We start from the raw sequence: 17,519 nt of genomic DNA, 5'->3' as shown, positions 1-17,519 counted from the left end.
GCTCAGCCGACGGTCAGGGCTCCCACGTACCACTGCGCGATCTGGGGACCTACGGAGATGCCGATCCACGCGCCCGCGATCATCCAGGGTCCGAACGGGACGGCGGTCCGGCGCGTCGCGCGCCGGGTCGCGATGAGCGCGAGTCCGAAGACGCCGCCCAGGACGAATGCGGCGAACGCTCCCACGACCAGGGCACCCCAGCCGACCCAGCCGAGCGCCATCCCCAGGACTCCCGCGAGCTTCACGTCTCCGCCGCCCATCCCCCCGGGACGCACCGCCCGGAGGATCGCATAGAAGGCGAAGAGCACCGCACCCGACAGGGCCGCACGCAGAAGCGACTCCCCCGGCGCGCCCAGAAGGCAGGCCAGCGCGAACAGCAGGCCGATCACGACGTAGGACGGAAGGACGATGGCGTTGGGGAGTCGGTGCGTGTCGAGGTCGATCAGGGCGAGGGCGATGCTGATGGCGGCGAGGTAGAGGTAGGCGATCAGGGCGACGACGCCGGCCGGGTCCACGGCGCTGGCGCGGTCGCCGACGATCCAGACGACGGCGAGGAACGCCAGCGCGGTGGCGGCCTCCACCAGCGGATAGCGGGCCGAGATCGGGCCTCCGCACGCCGCGCACCGGGCCCGGAGGACCATCCACGAGACGATCGGCACGTTCTGCCACGGCGTGACCGGACGGTCGCATTCCGGGCAGCGGCTCTCGCGGGTGAGCGGGATGCCGGCGGGCACGCGCGCGACGACCACATTGAGGAAGGAGCCGATCACGAGTCCGAACGCCGCCGTGAAGCCGAGCGCCAGTCCCCACCACGAGACGGCGGTCATGGCGTCGTGGCCACATCGTGCGTGGACAGGAGCGTGAAGGTCGTCGCGCCGGTGCCGCCCTCGGTGCCCGGCCACGGCTCGACGTCCTTGCCGAAGTCGTACCCGGGGATGTGGCGAGGGGCAAAGGCGACCTTCACACCACCGCCGAAGGCCAACTGTCCGGAGTAGACCTGGCCGCGGAAGGTCGCCGGGCTGCTGTTGAACTTCATCTGACACGGCGTGTAGATGTAGATCGCGATCTTCGGGTCGACGCTCGAGTCGTTGAGCTGTTCCGACCCCTTGGCCGGGAGGGTGCATTGCGGCCCCGCGACGGCCGGCTGCCCGTCGGGGGTGATGAGGAAGATCGTGTGCGGGTTTCCGTCGGCGCTGGAGAACTTGGTTCCGGACAGATACCAGTGCGTCGCGATGACGGCGATGTCCTTGTTGACCTTGACCTCTTTCTTGGCCCCGCCCGCGTTCGTGTCGAACCCTCCGCTGCACTGGCGGATGTCGAAGATCATGGGGCTCGTCAGCGAGCCGGCCAGAGAGGTCACGTCGGCGCTGTTGCCGGACCACTTCTCGCACGCTGTCCCCGACACCGTGGTGAGCTTATAGCCCTCGGCGGCCCACGCGGCGGGGGGTGTGGATGAGTTGACGGGCGTGAAGCTCACGTCCTGCCAGTCGGGGATCTCCGGGAGCGTCGGCGCCGCCAGCGCCGCATCCTTCACGAGAGCCCCCTTGACGATCTGGTTGGCGGGGGTGCCCCAGATGCCGTAGCTGCCCTTGTAGCGGAAGTTCCCTTTGATCGTGCCGCTTCCGAGGGTGCTGGTGCCCGATCCCGAGGCGGTGACGCTTCCGTAGACCGTGCCGTTGTTGAGTGTGAAGGTGCCGCCGAGGAAGGCGTTGCCTCCCGCGGTGCCGGCCGTCGTACCGATCGTGCCGGCGATGTTGTGGCTGTCGTTCTTGGGGGCGATGAGGGAGCCCTTGATCGTGCCGCCGTTGACGTTCGCCTTGTCGCCGATGTAGGCGTTACCCTCGACCGTGCATCCCGAATCGAGTTGCAGCGCGCCGGTCTTGGTGTAGATATCGCCGGGGAACACCGATCCCGAGCCGCACTCGATCTTGCCCGTGGACGCATAGACACCGGCCGAGCCGACGAAGTCGTCGATGCCGACCTCGCTGTGCGCGGCGTCGAACACGTAGGAGTTGAGCCGGGTGCTCATGCCGTAGGTGTAGAACAGGCCTGGTCCGCCCTGGGTCGGAAGGGCCGCGTCTTCTGCCATCGAGAACACCGCCTGTCGCGTCGCCGCCTCGGCGCCGACGCGGGCCGTGGTCCGCAGCGTGGCGATCCCGGCTCCGCAGACGAGCGTGTATGAGTAGCTGGGGCTGCTGGCGCCGTTGACCTTCGCAGACCCGCCCGCTGCACCGCACACGAGGGTGCCGTTCTCCAACCGCACGGTCTGTGCGGCGATGCCGGCGTCGACGGCCGCCTGGGCCTTGGCGCGGTTGCTGGACCCGGTGAGCATGCCGGTCGTGTTGACGATGACGGCGGAGAGGGCGAGGGCACCGACGGTGAGCACCAGCATCACGATGAGCACCGTGATCAGCGTGGAGCCGTCGTCCTCACGCGGGAGCCGGCGCCCGCGCGACGGGGACGGAGTCACCAGCATGACGGGCCTCCTGCCTGGACGACCTGGGCGGCCGCGCCGCTGGTGATCGTGACGGAGACATCGCCGCGAGTCATGCGCAGTCCGATCGAGACACGGGTGCCGGAGGAGCTGAAGGCGGCGCCGGCGGTGAACGTGCCGCGCACGTCCGACGCGATCGCGGTCCACGCCGCCGACGACGCAGACCGGGCGGAGGTTCCGGAGCTGTAGCGCAGCCGACCGGCGTCGAGGTGCCACGCGCGGCACTGCCAGGTCGCGCCGTCGGCGCCGAGCACCTTGGCGTCCAGGCGCGTCCCGCCGGCGCTGACCCGCGTGACGGTGGCGTTGCGTACGCTCTCGGTGACGTCGGCGGTGATGGCGTTGAGCTCCGCCGTCGCGGCGTTGCGCGCCGAGGCCTGCTGCTGCGCCGTCCACCCGTTGACGAAGACCGCCGCCACGACGGACAGGACGATCCCCGAGACGACGATGACGACCAGGAGTTCGATGAGCGACATACCCGACTCCCCGGACGACGACGAGGAGATGCTCACGGCGCCCCCACCCGGACCTGGGAGGTGAGCGTCGTGACGACGCGGCCGGCGTCGGACACCGTCACCGCAACCGGAAGTGCCGCGGGGTAGGTCGCCGGGCAGGCGGAGACGCCGACGGTGACGCGCGCCGTGAACCCGCTCGCGGCGTCGGTGACCGCCGGGGCGGAGGCTCGGGCAAGGAGGTCGGCGCAGCGCGTCGTGGTCGTGCCGGGGGTCGCGGGGAAGGCCGCCTGGATCTTGGCGAGCTCGTCGCGGCCGAACGAGGTGGCCGACAGTGCGGTGCGATTGTCGACGCTGCGCTGCGACAAGCCGATCATCAAGGGGAGAACGCCGAGGGAGAGCACGGCGAGCAGGAGCATGGCGACCACGACCTCGACGAGGCTGACGCCGTCATCGCGCGCGAGCACGGGCACCTCCGGGGGGGACGAGGTGTGGGACGGGGAGAGACGTCGAGGCCGGCCCGTGCGGGTCGGGCCGGCCTCGCGGCGAAGTGCTGGAACTACGGTGTGGTGGTCGGCGCCGCCGTGCAGCCCGGGCCCGACTCCTTGTTGGGGGTCACGCCGGTGTACGTGACGACGACGCAGATGTCGTCGATGTCGGTGATGGACGTGTCCTTCAAGACGACATTGGTCGCGTCGCCGGTCTTGAGGTTGTTGAGGTTGACCGCGCTGGCCGCCGTGCCCTTCGCCATCTGGGCGGCGGCCTGGGTCGCGCCGTTGGCGGCGACGGTCGCGGCGGCGTTGTCCTTCGCCTGCTGCTGGATGTTGAGGAAGATCGGGATCGCGACGGCGGCGAGGATGCCGAGGATCACGACGACGACGATCAGTTCGATGAGCGAGAAGCCCTCGTCACCGGTCTCCTCGCGACGGGCCTTCTCAGCCTGGACATAGTTGCGGAAAGTGCGCATGAGCGTGCCTTCTCCTTGGGGGGTGTGAACAGGACGACGACACACGCGTGCACTCTTTGGGGGGTGTGCACATCTGGGGGGATCTCGGATCCGGGGGGAGTCACCGAGACATGTGCCGGTTGGTTCGAGAGGCCCGCCGCGAGGACGTTACTCCCTCTCCACCACCAATCATTAGAGATCTCTCATGTTGTTGTCAATGAGATTTCTGAGAGAAATGTGAAATCTGTGTTTCCTGAGGTAGCGCACGGGTGTCCGGGCCTGCCCGCCGACCAGCGCGGCTTCAGGAATCGAGGATCTCCATCCGGACCGTCACGACGCCGTCGTCCGCGATTCCTTCAGCGATCCGCACCGAGCGCTTGAGGGGCAGCACGTAGGCGCCACGCTCCGCGTCGGGGAAGATCGAGGTGCGCCAGGCCGATGACCCCACCTGCACGCGCACGGCGACGGCGCCGAATCCGCGGGGCGGACGAGGGATCTCCCGGACGTCGTCGGAGAGCTCGGCAGGCAGGGCGACGAAGTACCAGTCATCGGAGCGGGCCTCCCATCGGAACACGGGCGCGGTGAACTCGACGATCACGACGCGCACGACTCCGTGTCCGGGCGAAGCGCGCGAGCGATGACTACCACTGCGGGTGGATCTCGGCGCGGAGCAGCCGATCGTAGACGTCGCGCACCGCCGCGTCGAAGGCCGTGAGGTCGACCTCGAGGTCTCCCGCGGCGGCATTGGCCCGCGCCTGCGTCGGCGTGCGGGCCCCGGGGATCACGCTCGTGACTCCCGGGAGCGCCGCGATCCAGGCGAGCGTCGCGGCGGGGAGAGGCACTCCGGCGGGCAGGGCCGCGCTGAGCTCGGACACGGCCTGCAGCCCGGTCTCGAAGTCGACGCCCGAGAAGGTCTCCCCCTTGTCGAACGCTTCGCCGTGGCGGTTGTAGGTGCGGTGGTCGTTGGCGGCGAAGCGGGTGTCGGCGGAGTACTTGCCGCTGAGGAGCCCCGAGGCCAGGGGCACGCGGGCGAAGACCGCGACGCCCGCGGCGGCGGCCCGGGGCAGCACCTCGTCGAGAGGCTTCAGCCGGAACGGGTTGACGATGATCTGCAGATTCGTCAGCCGCGGCCGGCGCAGCGCCGAGAGGGCTTGGGTAGTCGTCTCGACGGAGACTCCATATGCCGCGATCGCGCCGTCGTCCACGAGGGCATCCAGGGCATCGTACGTCGCGTCGTCGTCGATCACGGCCGACGGCGGGCAGTGCAGCTGGACGAGATCGAGGGTGTCGACGCCGAGGTTCCGACGCGAGCGATCGGTCCAGGCGCGGAAGTTCTCCGGTGTGTAATTCTCGGGGACCTGCTCCAGGCGCCGCCCCATCTTGGTGGCGACGGTGATGCCGTGGCCCGGTCGGTCGGCGAGGAAACGGCCGATCAGGGACTCGCTCCGGCCATCGCCGTAGACGTCGGCGGTGTCGAAGAGGGTCACGCCCGCATCCACAGAGGCGTCGAGGATCGCGAAGGCGTCGGCCTCGTCGACGTCGCCCCAGTCGGCTCCGAGCTGCCAGGTGCCGAGACCGATGGACGATACCGACCGGCCCGTGGATGCGAGAGCGCGCGTGTGCATGACTCCAGCCTAGGAGTGGGAGCGGACACCGGTGGGATGCCGATCAGAACGGGGGCGGATCGGGGGCGGTTCCGGAGGTGTCTCCGTCGGTGGTGAACACGAGAGTGCGCGCCGGGGCATCGGGGTAGTCACGTCCGAGTGGACTCGTCCAGTGAAGAACCCCGCCGGGAGTCTGCGTGACCCTCCACGCGGAATGATGCTTCAGCGTGTGATGCCGTCGGCAGAGGTGGGCGAGGTTCGTGACGTCGGTCGGCCCGTCGTGTTCCCGCGCCACCGTGTGGTCGATGTCGCACCGGCGCACCGGAACCCGGCACCCCGGGAACCGGCAGTGCTCGTCTCGGACACTCAGAACGCGACGGAGGTGCTCGCTGGGCCGGTATCGATCGACCGCGAGAACGCCGCCGCTGATGGGGTGAGTAAGCACCCGATCCCAGCCGGGCGCGGTTCCGGCGAGCCGGAGGGCCGTGTCGGTGTCGATCGGTGAACGCCCGGCGAGCATCGCCGGCGTGGCATCGTGGCAGAGGGCGGTCGGTCCGGTGGGTGTTGCGCTTGGGGGGGTGGTCCCCCACCCCTTCGAGCTTGGGTCCGGTGGGGTCTAGGGTGTGGGGCATGTGGCCGTTCAAGCGCCGCCGTGCGGCATCGTCGGTTCCGGTCGGGGCTGTGGACTTGCGTGGGCTGGAATCGACGCGTGTGCGGGTGAAAGGGACGGCGCACTATGTGGCGCAGGAGCTTCGTGAGTCGATGGGGGGCCCGGTGTATGTGTTGCGGCGTGAGCCTGGTAACCCGCACGACGGGTGGGCTCTCGCGGTCTGGTGGGGGGAGCAGCGTGTGGGCTACGTGAGTGCAGCGAAGGCGGCTGCGTTGTCCCCTTTGCTTGACCGGGTGGGTGACACGTTCGTGGTGTCGGGGATGGGGGCGTACACGAACAGCACGCGCCTGTGGGTCGACCTGCCGAAGGTACCGGCGTTGAGGGCTTTCGTGGGTTCACGCTCTGTGGGTGGCTCGTCCACCTTCTGAGCGGTTGCATGCCGCGTGCTCGGGGCCGCGGTAGGCGGTGCGGTCCTCGGTGTGGCCTAAGTCCCATGCCTGGCCGGGGCGGATGGGGCGCCCGCATGTTGGGTTCGCGCAGCGGACGGTGCCGGCGGCGACGATCGGTGCCCACTCGGCGCGGAGCCTGTCGTGGTTGCCGTTGTATCCGCGCTGCTGGCGGGTGCCGCGTGCGCGCTCCTTCGCGCGCTGGTTCGTGGTGCAGCGGGATCCGCGGGTGAGCGTGGGGCATCCGGGCTCGCTGCACACCTTCATCAGCCAGCTCCCTGCCCCTTGATCGCTCGCGCTATGGTTCGACAATGGAAATCCGCCACCAGGTCCAGACCGCGACTGTCGCCGACGAAGTGTCGGCGGTGATCGCTGTTGTGAGACCCATCCTGCAAGCGGCGCTTTACTCTCTCCGCAAGGAGGTCGTCGCACCCCTCGGCGGCTACGCAAAGGTGCCGCTGTATATGTTGGCTGACCTGCGGAAGCCTGGTGACGGGGACGCGGGCATCTCGTTCGAGTACGCCATCCACGACGCGATGCTGCGTTGCGATCCCGTGGTGGTGGAGCGTGTGCACGATGCACTAGCGAAGTGCAGAGTTCGCGGTGACAACGTGGCTTCTATCATGTTCGGCGTCGAGAAGTCGGGCTCACAGATGCTCATCGAGACCGCCACCGAGACGCTGACGAAGGACTCTCAACTGATGAGCGGGGTGCGGGGACGACCCGTGAAGTTGACTCGCCATCTGGGCTCAGTGGCGGCGGCGTTCCGGAGCCCGAGGAAGCGAGCACAACTTCCCCAAAGCATCAGCGGGCTATGGAAGGCTGATCTGTTCCTTGGCGAGACGGACAGCGACCGCTGGGTCGGAACGACCGTGAAAATCAACCAGCGCCAGTTGGCGGGCGCGGCGGGTCTTCGTATCGGCGTCGTGCCAGCGTCACAGGGTAGCGGGGATGGCATTCGGCTCGACGATTCGCGAAACCTGGTGGTCTGCCCCGTGCCCTATGATGGCGCGTTCATGGAGGTGTTCTACGAGGCGTGACAGGCGGTCACTGCCTTTCTCGCGGCATCCGCACGAGTGCCGAAAGAGGTCCTCCTGCCTCAGCCGCACCTCCGCGAGGTTTCCAAGATCCTCGCCGACCGAAGAGAGTTCGCAACCGTAGACGTGATCGAGGCGCTCTCCGTGTTCGCACAGCCGCACCTTCTCGAGGGGGACGAGGAGAACGCCGATGTCAGTCGCCAGAAGGGCGATCTCACCACCAGCTCGTTCATCGCGCCGAGGCCGTTGCAGCTCGGCTAGGTTCCCGGCCGGGAGGAGCCGGCGCACGCCACTCGTCGGGGCGCTACGCTCGACGGGCTCGACTCCCGACCGGGAACACTGAAGGCCGGACAGTGCTCGGGAAGAGGATGAGCAGGCCATCCGGCCTCACGGGGTGCTGTCGGGGCTGGGCCTGCTGTCCCTGCCGACACCGGTACAACCATGACTGTAGGGGGGTACAACGAACGCGCGTCAAGTCCGACACGCTGGGCACTCGCAGTGCCAGATGTTCCCTGCCGGATCGGCGATCTTGAACGTGCACCGCACGTGGAGGCCGTAATGGCATTCGGTGCAGACATGGAGTCCGTCAGCGGCGATCAGCTTCACCACCGTCTGCACATCCTCATCGAGCATCTCGGCAATCCGCTCAGGCTCGATGTCGTGGTTCGCGAAGGCGATGGCGTAGTCCCGTTTCGACTTGCGTAGCGCTGCAGCGCGACGGCGGATGAGCTCCGCGTGAATCTGTGCCCCATCGCTGGGTTCGTTAGGCTCTTGAGCGTCCATGGGTCTTACCTCTGCTGGTCGGGTCGTGGCCGGTATGGGGCGGCTCCCGTGATTTGGCGTCTCGGAGCCGCTCCACTGCTTCTACGCATCAATTCTCCTCACCAGGGAGACAACTCCAACTGGGCCTGTGGATAACACTGTGGAGAGGGTGACTCAGATGCCGGTGATCCTGTGTACAGCGCCTGTGGAAAGCGCCGGAGTCGGGCTGGGGATAACGTCTTACGCCCGCGTAATTCCGGGCGAGAACGCCTCCACAGACTGTGAGAGCAAACCTGTCTCAAGTGTCGCTCGAAGGTTCCGTCACCTTGCGGGCATGTGAACAAACCGCAGTACTTGCCAAGATCACATCCGAGTAGATTCATGAGATGACCACCGACCCCTTCAGCGATGACGGCATAGACCAGGTGAAGCGCATCCTCGACGAAATCGAGACATCGCGTCCAGGTGGCACCGATGGCACCGTCGTCACCGATCGGCAAACTCAGCAGCTTCTTCGTGCGCTGCGCATCCTCACCGACCTGGTGGAACAGTTGAGGGAGCAGGCGCCGTAACGAGCGCCCGACGCAGCCTTGCTTGGTGAACAGGGTCTGACGTCATCCGTCGACGCCACCAGGCGAGGAGATCCGCCTCAGCGACGACGCGGCATCGTTGCCCGTTACGGTTCTCCCACCCCATCGGCATGCCGTTGCGGCGCCACCGCTTGATCGTCTTGATCGAACGGTGAACGCGGCGCGCGGCTTCCCGGTAGGTGAGCATCGTCATCCGTGAGAGACTCGGTTCGCTAGAGTTCGGGCATGGATCAGGGCTGGGCAGTGGTGCTGGGCGCGGTCGTCGCTCTGACTGGATCTTCTCTGATTCCGTGGGCGCGGGAGTCGTTCCGAGATCGTGCGGAGCGGAAGCGCCAGCGGGAGGTTCGGCTTCGTGAGGCAGTGGTTGACGTTTTGGCAGCGAACGCAGCGCAGGGGTCCGCGCTCACGTTCGATAACGATGCAGATCTGCACGTGGCCTTCGAGGCCAGGGCTCGAGCGGTGGCGCGGTTGCTCATCGAAGCGGATTCGGCAGAGCGCCGCGGGCTCAGTGCCGCTCTCAACGCTGCCGCTCCGGGTCGAAGCGACACGGGCGAACGCATTCGCGCGCTGCAGTTGGTCCTCACTGCGTGGGCGGGTGGAGATATGAGCGCGGAGAGCTTGGAATCCGAGTACCGCAAGGAGCTTCAGGCGCTGAAGGACGCGCGCAAACACCGGTAGTACGTGCTGCAGCATCATGTCAATCCGCCTGCAGGTCGCAGGACCGCTTGCCGGCTCACTCCCTGATGAGTGCCCATCCTGCGCTATGCGGCTCGCCGGTACCCTGCCTCCATGACCGAAAGCCATGCTCGACGCCTCGCCCCCTACGTCGTCGCCAACCCAAATGCGGCCGGTTTCCTCGCCGAGACCGATGCGATCAAAGCAAGAGGCGTCACAAGCACGGACCTTGAAAATGCGATCGTTGAGCACGCTGTGAAGACCATCACCATGATCGCGGGGCGGAACGCTGGGTAGAGGGCGAGTCACAACGACACCGCCTCGCGACGCTCCACCAGCTCGAGCACCAGGCGGTGGCCGTCTGTGGAGGCGGCGCCGTCAGAACGGCGACGGTGAGCTGCACGTGCGCGACGATGGCGTCGGCCTCGGGAACGGAGGCGTGGGAGATCTCGGAAGTCGCATGGCCGGTCAGCAGCAGGTCGGCGAAGGCGTCGGCACGGAGCTGCCCGATCCCGCGGGTGTCGGGCGCGACGTCGTCGTCGAGGAGGGCAGCGCCGCTGCCCCTGTCGTGCGCCGCACCCTCGGCGGCGCGCGCGGCGATCTCGCGTCGCGCGAGCCCGTCGAGACGGTCACGGACCCCGTGGGCCAGGTAGGCGGGCAGCGCGGCGATGAGTTCCGCCACACCGTCGGGGAGATCTCGCACCAGGACGTCTCTGGTCGCCGCGGCCACCGCGTGGCGCGTGTCGATCGAAATCGGGTGGACACGCGCAGCGAAAGCCCGCGCGGCGGGCTGGGTGCGCCCGGGTGTCTCGCGTCGGGCGATCTCCAGAACCGATCGCTCATAACGCCCGCGGGTGTCGTCGTCGTTGAGGGGAAGCCCCGCCTCAACGATCACCACGGCATGCGCCCGCGAGATCTCCCCCGCCTCGAGCGCGACGAGGGTGAGAGGAAACTCCGCCGTCAGCACCACCGCGTCGGACATACGGCGTTGCACCGTCCGATCCGAAACGCGCCACATCGCGCCGATCTGTGCGCAGAGCGACCGCAGCGGGATATCACGCACGGAGGACGCGCCGGGGGCGTCGCTCTGCTCCTGCGCTACCGGGACGGCCTCCGCGAGGAGGACGACCTCCTCGGCGTCGAGCGCAGCCCGACGGCGACGGGTGTCGGCAAGGGCATCGACGAGTGCCCCGACGCGCGCCCGCGCGTCTCTTGGAGCAACCGTCGCTTCATTCGCCATGCCCTCCATCCTCTTCGCGGTCACTGACACCGGCGGCGAGAAACCGCAGATCAGACGGAATTCTGTGGAGAGCTGCGGCGATAGTCCGACTGGGGAGGAAAGGCGCGGCCGCCCCCGACGCGCACGGGCTCACCGGTCTGGGCGCACCACTGCGGGGCCGGGTATGCTCCCCCGGCCCCGCAGTGGCCCGTCCGATCAGGCGGTGGTCTTCGAGCGGCCCTTCTTGACCGTCTTGACGGTGCCGGTCACGGCCTCGCTCTCGGCGTGGGTGCCCTTGCGCTGGGCCCGCACCTCGTCGAACGACGTGCCGTAGTAGGCGGCCTCCATGAGCGTCTTCATGTCCTCGATCATCGGCATCCGCGGGTTGGCGGGAGCGCACTGGTCGCGGTAGGCGGCCATGGCGAGGTCGTGAAGGCCGGCGATGAACGCGGTCTCGTCGACGCCCTGCTGCTGGAACGAACGCTCGATCCCGACGCGGTCGCGCAGCGCCTCGACGGCCCGGGCGTAGCTCTCCACGCCCTCCTCCGGCGTCGAAGCCGGAAGGCCCAAGTGGGCGGCGATCTCCTGGAAACGCTCCGGAGCGACGTAGCGCTCGTACTTCGGCCAGCTGGTGAGCTTGGAGGGCACCCGACCGTTGTAGCGGATGACGTGCGGCAGGTAGACCGCGTTCGTCCGCCCGTGGACCAGGTGATACGTCGCGCCGGTGACGTGAGCCATCGCGTGGACGATCCCGAGGAACGCGTTGCCGAACGCCATGCCCGAGATGGATGCCGCGTTGTGCATCTTCTCGCGGGCCCTCAGCTCGGCGGCGTCGGTGGAGTTCGGCTGCGCCTTCGCGCTCAGCTCGATGTTCTCGAAGATGAGCTTGATGGCGTGGAGGCAGAGCCCGTCGGTGTAGTCGTTCGCGTAGACCGACACGTACGCCTCGGTGGCGTGGGTCAGCGCGTCGAACCCGGCGTCGGCGACGAGGAAGCCCGGGAGCACCTTCGTCAGCTCGGGGTCGATGATGGCGACCGACGGGGTGAGGGCGTAGTCGGCGAGCGGGTACTTCATCCCGGTCTCGTCGTCGGTGATCACCGCGAACGGCGTCATCTCCGAGCCGGTGCCGGACGTCGTCGGGATGCAGACGAGCTTCGCGAGCTTGCCGAGCTCGGGGAACTTGAACGCACGCTTGCGGACGTCGAAGAACTTCTCGCACATGTCGGAGAACTCCACTTCGGGGTTCTCGTAGAGCAGCCACATGACCTTCGACGCATCCATCGGCGACCCGCCACCCAGGGCGATGATCGTGTCGGGCTGGAACTGACGCATCTGCTCGGCACCCGCCCGGACCTCGGAGACCTTCGGCTCGGGACGCACCTGGTTGAGCAGCTGCACCTGCACGCGGTTCTCGCGGCGGTTCAGCACGTCCATGATCTTGTCGACGTAGCCGAGCTTGGTCATGGTCTCGTCGGTGACGATCGTCACCCGCTCGAGGCCCCGCATGTCGGCGAGGTAGCGGATGGCGTTCGGCTCGAAGTAGGTCTTGGCCGGCACCTTGAACCACTGCAGGTTGTTGTTGCGACGACCGATGCGCTTGACGTTCAAGAGGTTCACCGCCGAGACGTTGTTGGAGACCGAGTTGTGGCCGTAGGAGCCGCAGCCCAGCGTGAGGGAGGGCATGAAGGCGTTGTAGATGTCACCGATGCCACCCAGGGCCGAGGGGCTGTTCTCGATGATGCGGACGGCCCGGACCACCTCGCCGAACTTCGCGATGACCGCCTGGTCGTTGGAGTGGATCGCACCCGAGTGCCCGAGGCCGTCGAAATCGACCATCTGGCGGGCCAGGTCGATGCCCTCGTCGGGGGTGGCGGCGCGCAGGACGGCGAGCACGGGAGCCAGCTTCTCGCGGGTCAGCGGCTCGTGCGGCCCGACACCGGTGACGTCGGCGAGGATGATCGACGTGTCCTCCGGAACCGTGAAGCCCGCCTTCTCGGCGATCCACTGCGGCGATTGGCCGACGACGGTCGGATTGAGCTTCGCACCCGCGCAGTTCTCGCTCCCGGCCGCGACACCGAAGATGAACTCCTCGAGCATCGTCTTCTCCGCCGGGGTCGCACGGTAGGCGTGCAGACGCTCGAACTCGGCCAGAGCCTCCTCGGCGATCGGCTCGTCGAGGATGACCGCCTGCTCACTGGCGCACACCATGCCCATGTCGAACGACTTGGACAGGACGATGTCGTTGACGGCGCGACCGACCTTCGCCGTGCGCTCGATGAACGCCGGGACGTTGCCCGCGCCGACGCCGAGAGCCGGCTTGCCGCAGGAGTAAGCGGCGCGGACCATCGCGTTACCGCCGGTGGCGAGGATGAGGGCAACACCGGGGTGGTTCATGAGGGCCCCGGAGGCCTCCATGGAGGGCTCTTCGATCCACTGGATGCAGTCGGCGGGGGCGCCGGCGGCGACCGCTGCATCGCGGACGATGCGGGCCGCGGCGACGGAGCACTTCTGCGCCGAGGGGTGGAATCCGAACACGATCGGGTTGCGGGTCTTCAGGGCGATGAGCGACTTGAAGATGGCGGTGGAGGTCGGGTTGGTGACCGGGGTGAGCGCGCAGATGACGCCCACGGGGTCGGCGATCTCGGTGATCCCGGTGAGTTCGTCGTGGGAGATCACCCCGACCGTCTTCTGGTTGATGATCGAGTTCGTCACGTGCTCGCACGCGAACATGTTCTTCACGGCCTTGTCTTCGAACAGGCCGCGGCCGGTCTCCTCCACCGCGAGCACCGCGAGATCACCGTGGTGGTGCAGCGCGGCCACAGACGCCTTACGGACGATGTGGTCGACCTGCTCCTGCGTGAATGATGCGTACTCCGCGAGAGCGACCTGAGCGCGTTCGACCAGAGCATCGATCGACGTGGACATTGGGTTCTCCTACCCGGCACGGATGCAGGATCCGCACCCTTGCTGGTTCGGGTCGGGATCGTTCCCCGCCCTTGTCCTCTCATTATGCACCCTGTGGTCTGACCACACAAGGTTCGCGCCGTGAATATGCCGCGCCGCGGTGATCCGCGCTTTGTCACGTCGATTCGACCGGCGGAGAGCGGCGGCTCCGGCCCACACTGGAGCCATGCCGAAGGTGCCGCTCTACTACTACTCCTCGGTGTCGAACCTCACCGGCCGCTTCGCTGAGGCCCTCTCCCGCCTCGACGGGCGCGACGTGTTCAACCTCGCTCACGCGCCGGTGCGGCGCACGGAGGTTCCCGGGCCGTGGGTGCTGCTCACGCCGTCATACAAAGCGGGCAACGCCAACGAGGTCACCCTCCCGGCGGGAGTGCGCTCGTTCCTCCGCTCCCCCATGAACCGGCGACGCCTCATCGGCATCATCGGATCCGGCAACCGCAACTTCGGCGTCTACTACCAAGCGGCCGCGCGACGGCTGGCGGCACGGTCCGGTCGACCCATTCTCTTCGAGTTCGAGCTCGCCGGGACGCCGGAAGACGTCGCCCGGTGTGCGGAGATCCTCGCCGAGCTCGACGCCGCCCTGGACGAGGCCACCGCCTAAACCCTCCAGTGAGTGTCCACGACGCGCCGACTCGGGCCTGTCAGACCCGGCGCGTCATGGACGCTCGGGGGGCGGAAAGCGGGGAGAGGTGGGTCGTGTCGCTCAGCTCTCGCAGGGAGCGGTTGTGGAAGTGGTCGTCCTCCTGCAGCACCGTAATCCCGCCCGGTTGGGCGCGCAGCCGGAAGTACTGCAGGCCCTCGAGCGGAAGCCGCAGGAAGGCCGCGGCCACGAACGTCAGCGCGCCGCCGTGCGTGGAGACGATCTGGTGCTCACTCGGAGACGCGAGGATGTCGTCCATTGCGGCGTACACACGCGTGCCGAAGTGCGCCATGGTCTCCGCGCCGTCGATCCCTTCGTCGTGCTCCAGCCGCTCGCCGTGCGGCGGAGGGGTGACGAAGCGCTCGTCCAGCCAGGACTGGGGCCGGCCCTCGGCGACGCCGTAGGACTTCTCCCGGAGGCGCGCGTCCTCGATCGCCGCGACGCCGAGACGACGACCGATCGCCTCCGCGGTCTGCGCGGTGCGACGCAGGTCGGACGTGTAGAGCTGAACGCCCGCACCCTGCGGGATCCGCTCCGCCAGCCGGCGCGCCACCGCCTCGGCGTGACCGAGCCCGGTCGGGGTGAGCTCGGAGTCGTACCAGCCCCCGACGCGCCCCTCGACATGATGAGTGGCCTCGGGGTGGGTGACGATGTAGAGCGTCCTCATGCGCGTCGTCCTTTCTTCAGGGTCGTCAGGGCTGCCATGTCCAGCCCGCCAACACGGCCCGGATCGCGGCGTCGAACTGTCTCTCGTGCGACGCCTGCCAACCCGCCGCCATCAACGCGCCGAGATGGGGAAGAGAGGCCATCGCGACCTCTCCCTCAGCGGCGTCCGAGGGCGACCCGTCCCGCTCCGCCGCCGCATCGACGGGCGGCGATCCGGCGCGGGGGGCGAACTCGCCCAGCGCCGAGGCCACGGTGAGCATGACCAGCACGTTCACGAGGTCGCCGAGCGCGGGGTGCACCGGGGCCCCCGTCCGCAGCAGGGCACCCACAGCCCCGTCAGCCGCCGCGAGGGCCGCCGCGGAGCCGATCGGATGGGTCGCCACGATCGGGATCACCCCGGGATCTCGTCCCAGCTGGGCGCGGAGGCCTGCCATGAGGGCGTGGGCGTAGTCCTGCCACGACGCCGACGCGGACTCCTCCGGCAGCTCCAGCCGCTCCCAGAAACGATCGGCGATTGCCGCCATGAGCTCGTCGCGCGCAGAGAAGTGGCGGTAGAGCGCCATGGGGTCGACCCCGAGCTCCCCCGCGACGCGACGCATCGTCACGTGCTCGGCGCCGTGCGCAGAGGCGAGGGCGAACGCGGCCGAGACGGCATCCTCGCGCGTGAACCGCGCCGGTCGCGGCGACATCAGGAGCCTTCCCGGCGACGGCGAAGCCGAAGCGCCGCGAACGCGACGAGCCCCACCGTCCACAGCATCAGAATCGCCACCGCCGGCAGGACGTCGACCACGCCCGCGCCATCGAGGCTGAGAGAGGTCATGGCATCGATCGCCCAGTACGCCGGCGAGGCGAGGGCGGCGCTCTGCATCGCCGCGGGAAGACCGGTGACGGGACCGAATGCACCGCCGAGACCCGCCATCACCATCGCCACGATATTGCAGACGACGAGAGCATGCACATCCGAGCGGAACAGGGAGAACAGCACGAGGCCGAGGGCGACCATCACCGTCGCGAACAGAACGGCCACGAGGATCAGGGCCGGCACATCGCCGCGCGGACGGAACCCGAACAGCACCGCGCCCCCGCCGAGCACGACGAGCAGTTGCGCCGCCTGCGCCGCGAGCGCGGTCAGCGATTTGCCGACGAGAATCGCGGACCGCGGCGCGGGCGAGGCGCGGAGGCGATCCCAGGTGCGCCACTGCCGATCCCGGTAAAGCGCACCGATGACCTGCTGCACGCACAGCAGCGCGAACAGCACCGCGAGACTCGGCACGGCGTACGCGGCCCCGTCGACGCCGACCCGTCCCGCAGTCGCCAGCTGCGCACTCGCGCCCGGGGCGAAGAAGGGAACGAACAGGAGCGGCAGGACGATCATGACGGCCACCGGAGCGGGATCCTTCCAGAGGATCCGCGCGTCGATGGCGGCGACGGCGACGCTATGCCGCCACATGCGTGTCGCCCTCGTCGCGGCGACCCGTCGCCTGGGCCCGCTCACGGAGCCGGAGGTAGGCCACATCGAGCGAAGAGCGCTCCACGCGGACGTCGACGACCTCGCCCGCATGTGCGCCGAGCCCGTCGATGCCCGACGCGAGCACACGTGCCAGGTCGCTGCCCCGCGCATCTCGTACGAGCGAATCACCCTCCCGGCGCCATCCGGGCGGCAGTGGTGCGTCCTGCGGGTTGCGCAGCCGGAGCGCGACGCGGCCGCTCCCCCATTCGTCCACGACCTCACGAACCGTGCCCAGCGACCGGATGGCCCCGTCGTGCAGGAGCGCGATGCGGGCGTTCAACTCCTCGAGCTCGGGGAGGTAGTGCGTCGTGTAGACGATGGCGACCCCCTCGGCGGCGAGCGCGCCGACGAGATCGAGGAGCCGTCGCCGCGACTCGACGTCGGATCCGACCGTCGGCTCGTCGAGGAAGAGGACCGACGGGCGATGAATGAGCGCCATGCCGGCATGCAGGCGCCGGCGTTGCCCGCCGCTGAGGCGGTCGGCGCGGGTCGTGGCCTGCGCCGTGAGGCCGAGCATCTCCACGACCTCGGCAACACGTCGCCGCGAAGCGGCGCGACGCGCCCCGTAGAGGCGGGCGACCGCTTCGAGGTTCTCCGCCGCGGTCAGGACCGGGTAGACCGCGGTGTCCTGCGCAGCCAGCCCCACCCGCGCCGCTGCGCGCCGGTCGCCGACGGGGATGCCGTCGATGGTCACCGATCCACGGTCCGGCACGCGAAGCCCCGCGGCGACCTCGATGAACGTGGACTTTCCCGCGCCGTTGGCCCCGAGAAGGCCCACGACCTCGCCGGGGGCGACGGCGAGCGTCGCGGCGCCCAGCACTCGCCGGCCTCCGCGGCGCACGGCGATGTCCCGCGCCTGGAGCCCGCTCCTCTCGGTGCTCACTCGCATACCCATGCTGCTCCTTCG

Annotated in this window: 20 protein-coding genes; 6 read left to right on the top strand and 14 right to left on the bottom strand. The window is 68.6% G+C overall.

Going from position 1 to position 17,519, the window contains the following annotated elements; translation table 11 throughout:
• Positions 1 to 2 precede the first annotated feature (2 nt).
• From AVP41_RS00790 to AVP41_RS00760, 7 genes are all read right to left on the bottom strand, one after another.
• A complete protein-coding gene (locus AVP41_RS00790) occupies positions 3 to 827 on the bottom strand; it encodes a prepilin peptidase (protein WP_067159384.1) in 825 nt (274 codons plus the stop codon).
• On the bottom strand, positions 824 to 2,476 hold the full coding sequence (locus AVP41_RS00785) for a hypothetical protein (RefSeq protein WP_067159382.1): 1,653 nt from the start codon (positions 2,474 to 2,476) through the stop codon (positions 824 to 826). The genes AVP41_RS00790 and AVP41_RS00785 overlap by 4 nt, the downstream gene beginning before the upstream one ends.
• Entirely contained in the window at positions 2,467 to 3,003 is a 537-nt protein-coding gene (locus tag AVP41_RS00780; RefSeq protein ID WP_269454405.1) for a type II secretion system protein, read from the bottom strand. The genes AVP41_RS00785 and AVP41_RS00780 overlap by 10 nt, the downstream gene beginning before the upstream one ends.
• Positions 3,000 to 3,410, bottom strand: a complete 411-nt coding sequence (locus tag AVP41_RS00775) for a type IV pilus modification PilV family protein (RefSeq protein ID WP_067159376.1) — start codon at positions 3,408 to 3,410, stop codon at positions 3,000 to 3,002. The genes AVP41_RS00780 and AVP41_RS00775 overlap by 4 nt, the downstream gene beginning before the upstream one ends.
• A 92-nt stretch (positions 3,411 to 3,502) precedes the next feature.
• Entirely contained in the window at positions 3,503 to 3,910 is a 408-nt protein-coding gene (locus AVP41_RS16980) for a type IV pilin protein (RefSeq protein WP_067159373.1), read from the bottom strand.
• Positions 3,911 to 4,190: 280 nt separating this feature from the next.
• Entirely contained in the window at positions 4,191 to 4,496 is a 306-nt protein-coding gene (locus tag AVP41_RS00765; protein ID WP_442922766.1) for a DUF1905 domain-containing protein, read from the bottom strand.
• A 34-nt stretch (positions 4,497 to 4,530) separates the two neighbouring features.
• Positions 4,531 to 5,514 (bottom strand): aldo/keto reductase, encoded by a 984-nt coding sequence (locus tag AVP41_RS00760; RefSeq protein ID WP_067159370.1) that lies wholly within the window; start codon positions 5,512 to 5,514, stop codon positions 4,531 to 4,533.
• Between the two features lie 609 nt (positions 5,515 to 6,123).
• On the opposite strand from AVP41_RS00760, the gene AVP41_RS17075 reads away from it, so the two are divergent.
• Together AVP41_RS17075 and AVP41_RS00740 are read left to right on the top strand one after the other, a co-directional pair.
• Positions 6,124 to 6,531, top strand: coding sequence for an HIRAN domain-containing protein (locus AVP41_RS17075; protein ID WP_082828957.1), 408 nt, complete (start codon positions 6,124 to 6,126; stop codon positions 6,529 to 6,531).
• 329 nt (positions 6,532 to 6,860) lie between these two features.
• The gene (locus tag AVP41_RS00740; protein ID WP_157532358.1) at positions 6,861 to 7,589 is read left to right on the top strand and encodes a hypothetical protein; all 729 of its coding nucleotides are present in this window, start codon (positions 6,861 to 6,863) and stop codon (positions 7,587 to 7,589) included.
• A gap of 468 nt (positions 7,590 to 8,057) precedes the next feature.
• On the opposite strand, the gene AVP41_RS00735 is transcribed toward AVP41_RS00740, so the two are convergent.
• Positions 8,058 to 8,369 (bottom strand): hypothetical protein, encoded by a 312-nt coding sequence (locus tag AVP41_RS00735; RefSeq protein ID WP_067159358.1) that lies wholly within the window; start codon positions 8,367 to 8,369, stop codon positions 8,058 to 8,060.
• Between the two features lie 365 nt (positions 8,370 to 8,734).
• Between AVP41_RS00735 and AVP41_RS00730 the strand changes: the two genes are divergently transcribed.
• The 3 genes from AVP41_RS00730 to AVP41_RS16525 all read left to right on the top strand — a co-directional run bounded on the left by AVP41_RS00730 (position 8,735) and on the right by AVP41_RS16525 (position 9,910).
• Positions 8,735 to 8,920 (top strand): hypothetical protein, encoded by a 186-nt coding sequence (locus tag AVP41_RS00730; protein ID WP_067159355.1) that lies wholly within the window; start codon positions 8,735 to 8,737, stop codon positions 8,918 to 8,920.
• A 243-nt stretch (positions 8,921 to 9,163) separates the two neighbouring features.
• Entirely contained in the window at positions 9,164 to 9,616 is a 453-nt protein-coding gene (locus AVP41_RS00725; RefSeq protein WP_157532357.1) for a hypothetical protein, read from the top strand.
• Between the two features lie 111 nt (positions 9,617 to 9,727).
• Positions 9,728 to 9,910: a hypothetical protein gene (locus tag AVP41_RS16525; protein ID WP_157532356.1), complete on the top strand. Its 183-nt coding sequence runs from the start codon at positions 9,728 to 9,730 to the stop codon at positions 9,908 to 9,910.
• Here the strand turns inward: AVP41_RS16525 and AVP41_RS00720 are convergent.
• Entirely contained in the window at positions 9,879 to 10,853 is a 975-nt protein-coding gene (locus AVP41_RS00720) for a DUF222 domain-containing protein (protein WP_067159349.1), read from the bottom strand. The genes AVP41_RS16525 and AVP41_RS00720 overlap by 32 nt on opposite strands.
• Positions 10,854 to 11,048: 195 nt before the next feature.
• Complete coding sequence (adhE, locus tag AVP41_RS00715; protein ID WP_067159346.1) at positions 11,049 to 13,757, bottom strand: bifunctional acetaldehyde-CoA/alcohol dehydrogenase; 2,709 nt, start codon at positions 13,755 to 13,757, stop codon at positions 11,049 to 11,051.
• Positions 13,758 to 13,962: 205 nt separating this feature from the next.
• Between adhE and nrdI the strand changes: the two genes are divergently transcribed.
• Entirely contained in the window at positions 13,963 to 14,397 is a 435-nt protein-coding gene (gene nrdI, locus AVP41_RS00710) for a class Ib ribonucleoside-diphosphate reductase assembly flavoprotein NrdI (RefSeq protein WP_067159343.1), read from the top strand.
• A gap of 40 nt (positions 14,398 to 14,437) precedes the next feature.
• On the opposite strand, the gene AVP41_RS00705 is transcribed toward nrdI, so the two are convergent.
• The 4 genes from AVP41_RS00705 to AVP41_RS00690 are packed head-to-tail and all read right to left on the bottom strand — an operon-like array spanning position 14,438 to position 17,507.
• Positions 14,438 to 15,103, bottom strand: coding sequence for a histidine phosphatase family protein (locus AVP41_RS00705; protein WP_067159340.1), 666 nt, complete (start codon positions 15,101 to 15,103; stop codon positions 14,438 to 14,440).
• Between the two features lie 25 nt (positions 15,104 to 15,128).
• The gene (locus tag AVP41_RS00700; RefSeq protein ID WP_067159337.1) at positions 15,129 to 15,791 is read right to left on the bottom strand and encodes a TetR/AcrR family transcriptional regulator; all 663 of its coding nucleotides are present in this window, start codon (positions 15,789 to 15,791) and stop codon (positions 15,129 to 15,131) included.
• Entirely contained in the window at positions 15,791 to 16,552 is a 762-nt protein-coding gene (locus AVP41_RS00695; RefSeq protein WP_067159334.1) for an ABC transporter permease, read from the bottom strand. The genes AVP41_RS00700 and AVP41_RS00695 overlap by 1 nt, the downstream gene beginning before the upstream one ends.
• The gene (locus tag AVP41_RS00690; RefSeq protein ID WP_082828953.1) at positions 16,539 to 17,507 is read right to left on the bottom strand and encodes an ABC transporter ATP-binding protein; all 969 of its coding nucleotides are present in this window, start codon (positions 17,505 to 17,507) and stop codon (positions 16,539 to 16,541) included. Before AVP41_RS00690 ends, AVP41_RS00695 begins: the two co-directional genes overlap by 14 nt.
• Positions 17,508 to 17,519: the final 12 nt, after the last annotated feature.

The organism is Microbacterium sp. TNHR37B (genome assembly GCF_001620065.1).
Lineage (GTDB): Bacteria > Actinomycetota > Actinomycetes > Actinomycetales > Microbacteriaceae > Microbacterium.
The sequence above is the reverse complement of the archived record's forward strand: the minus strand, read 5'-3'. Positions and strand labels throughout refer to the sequence as shown.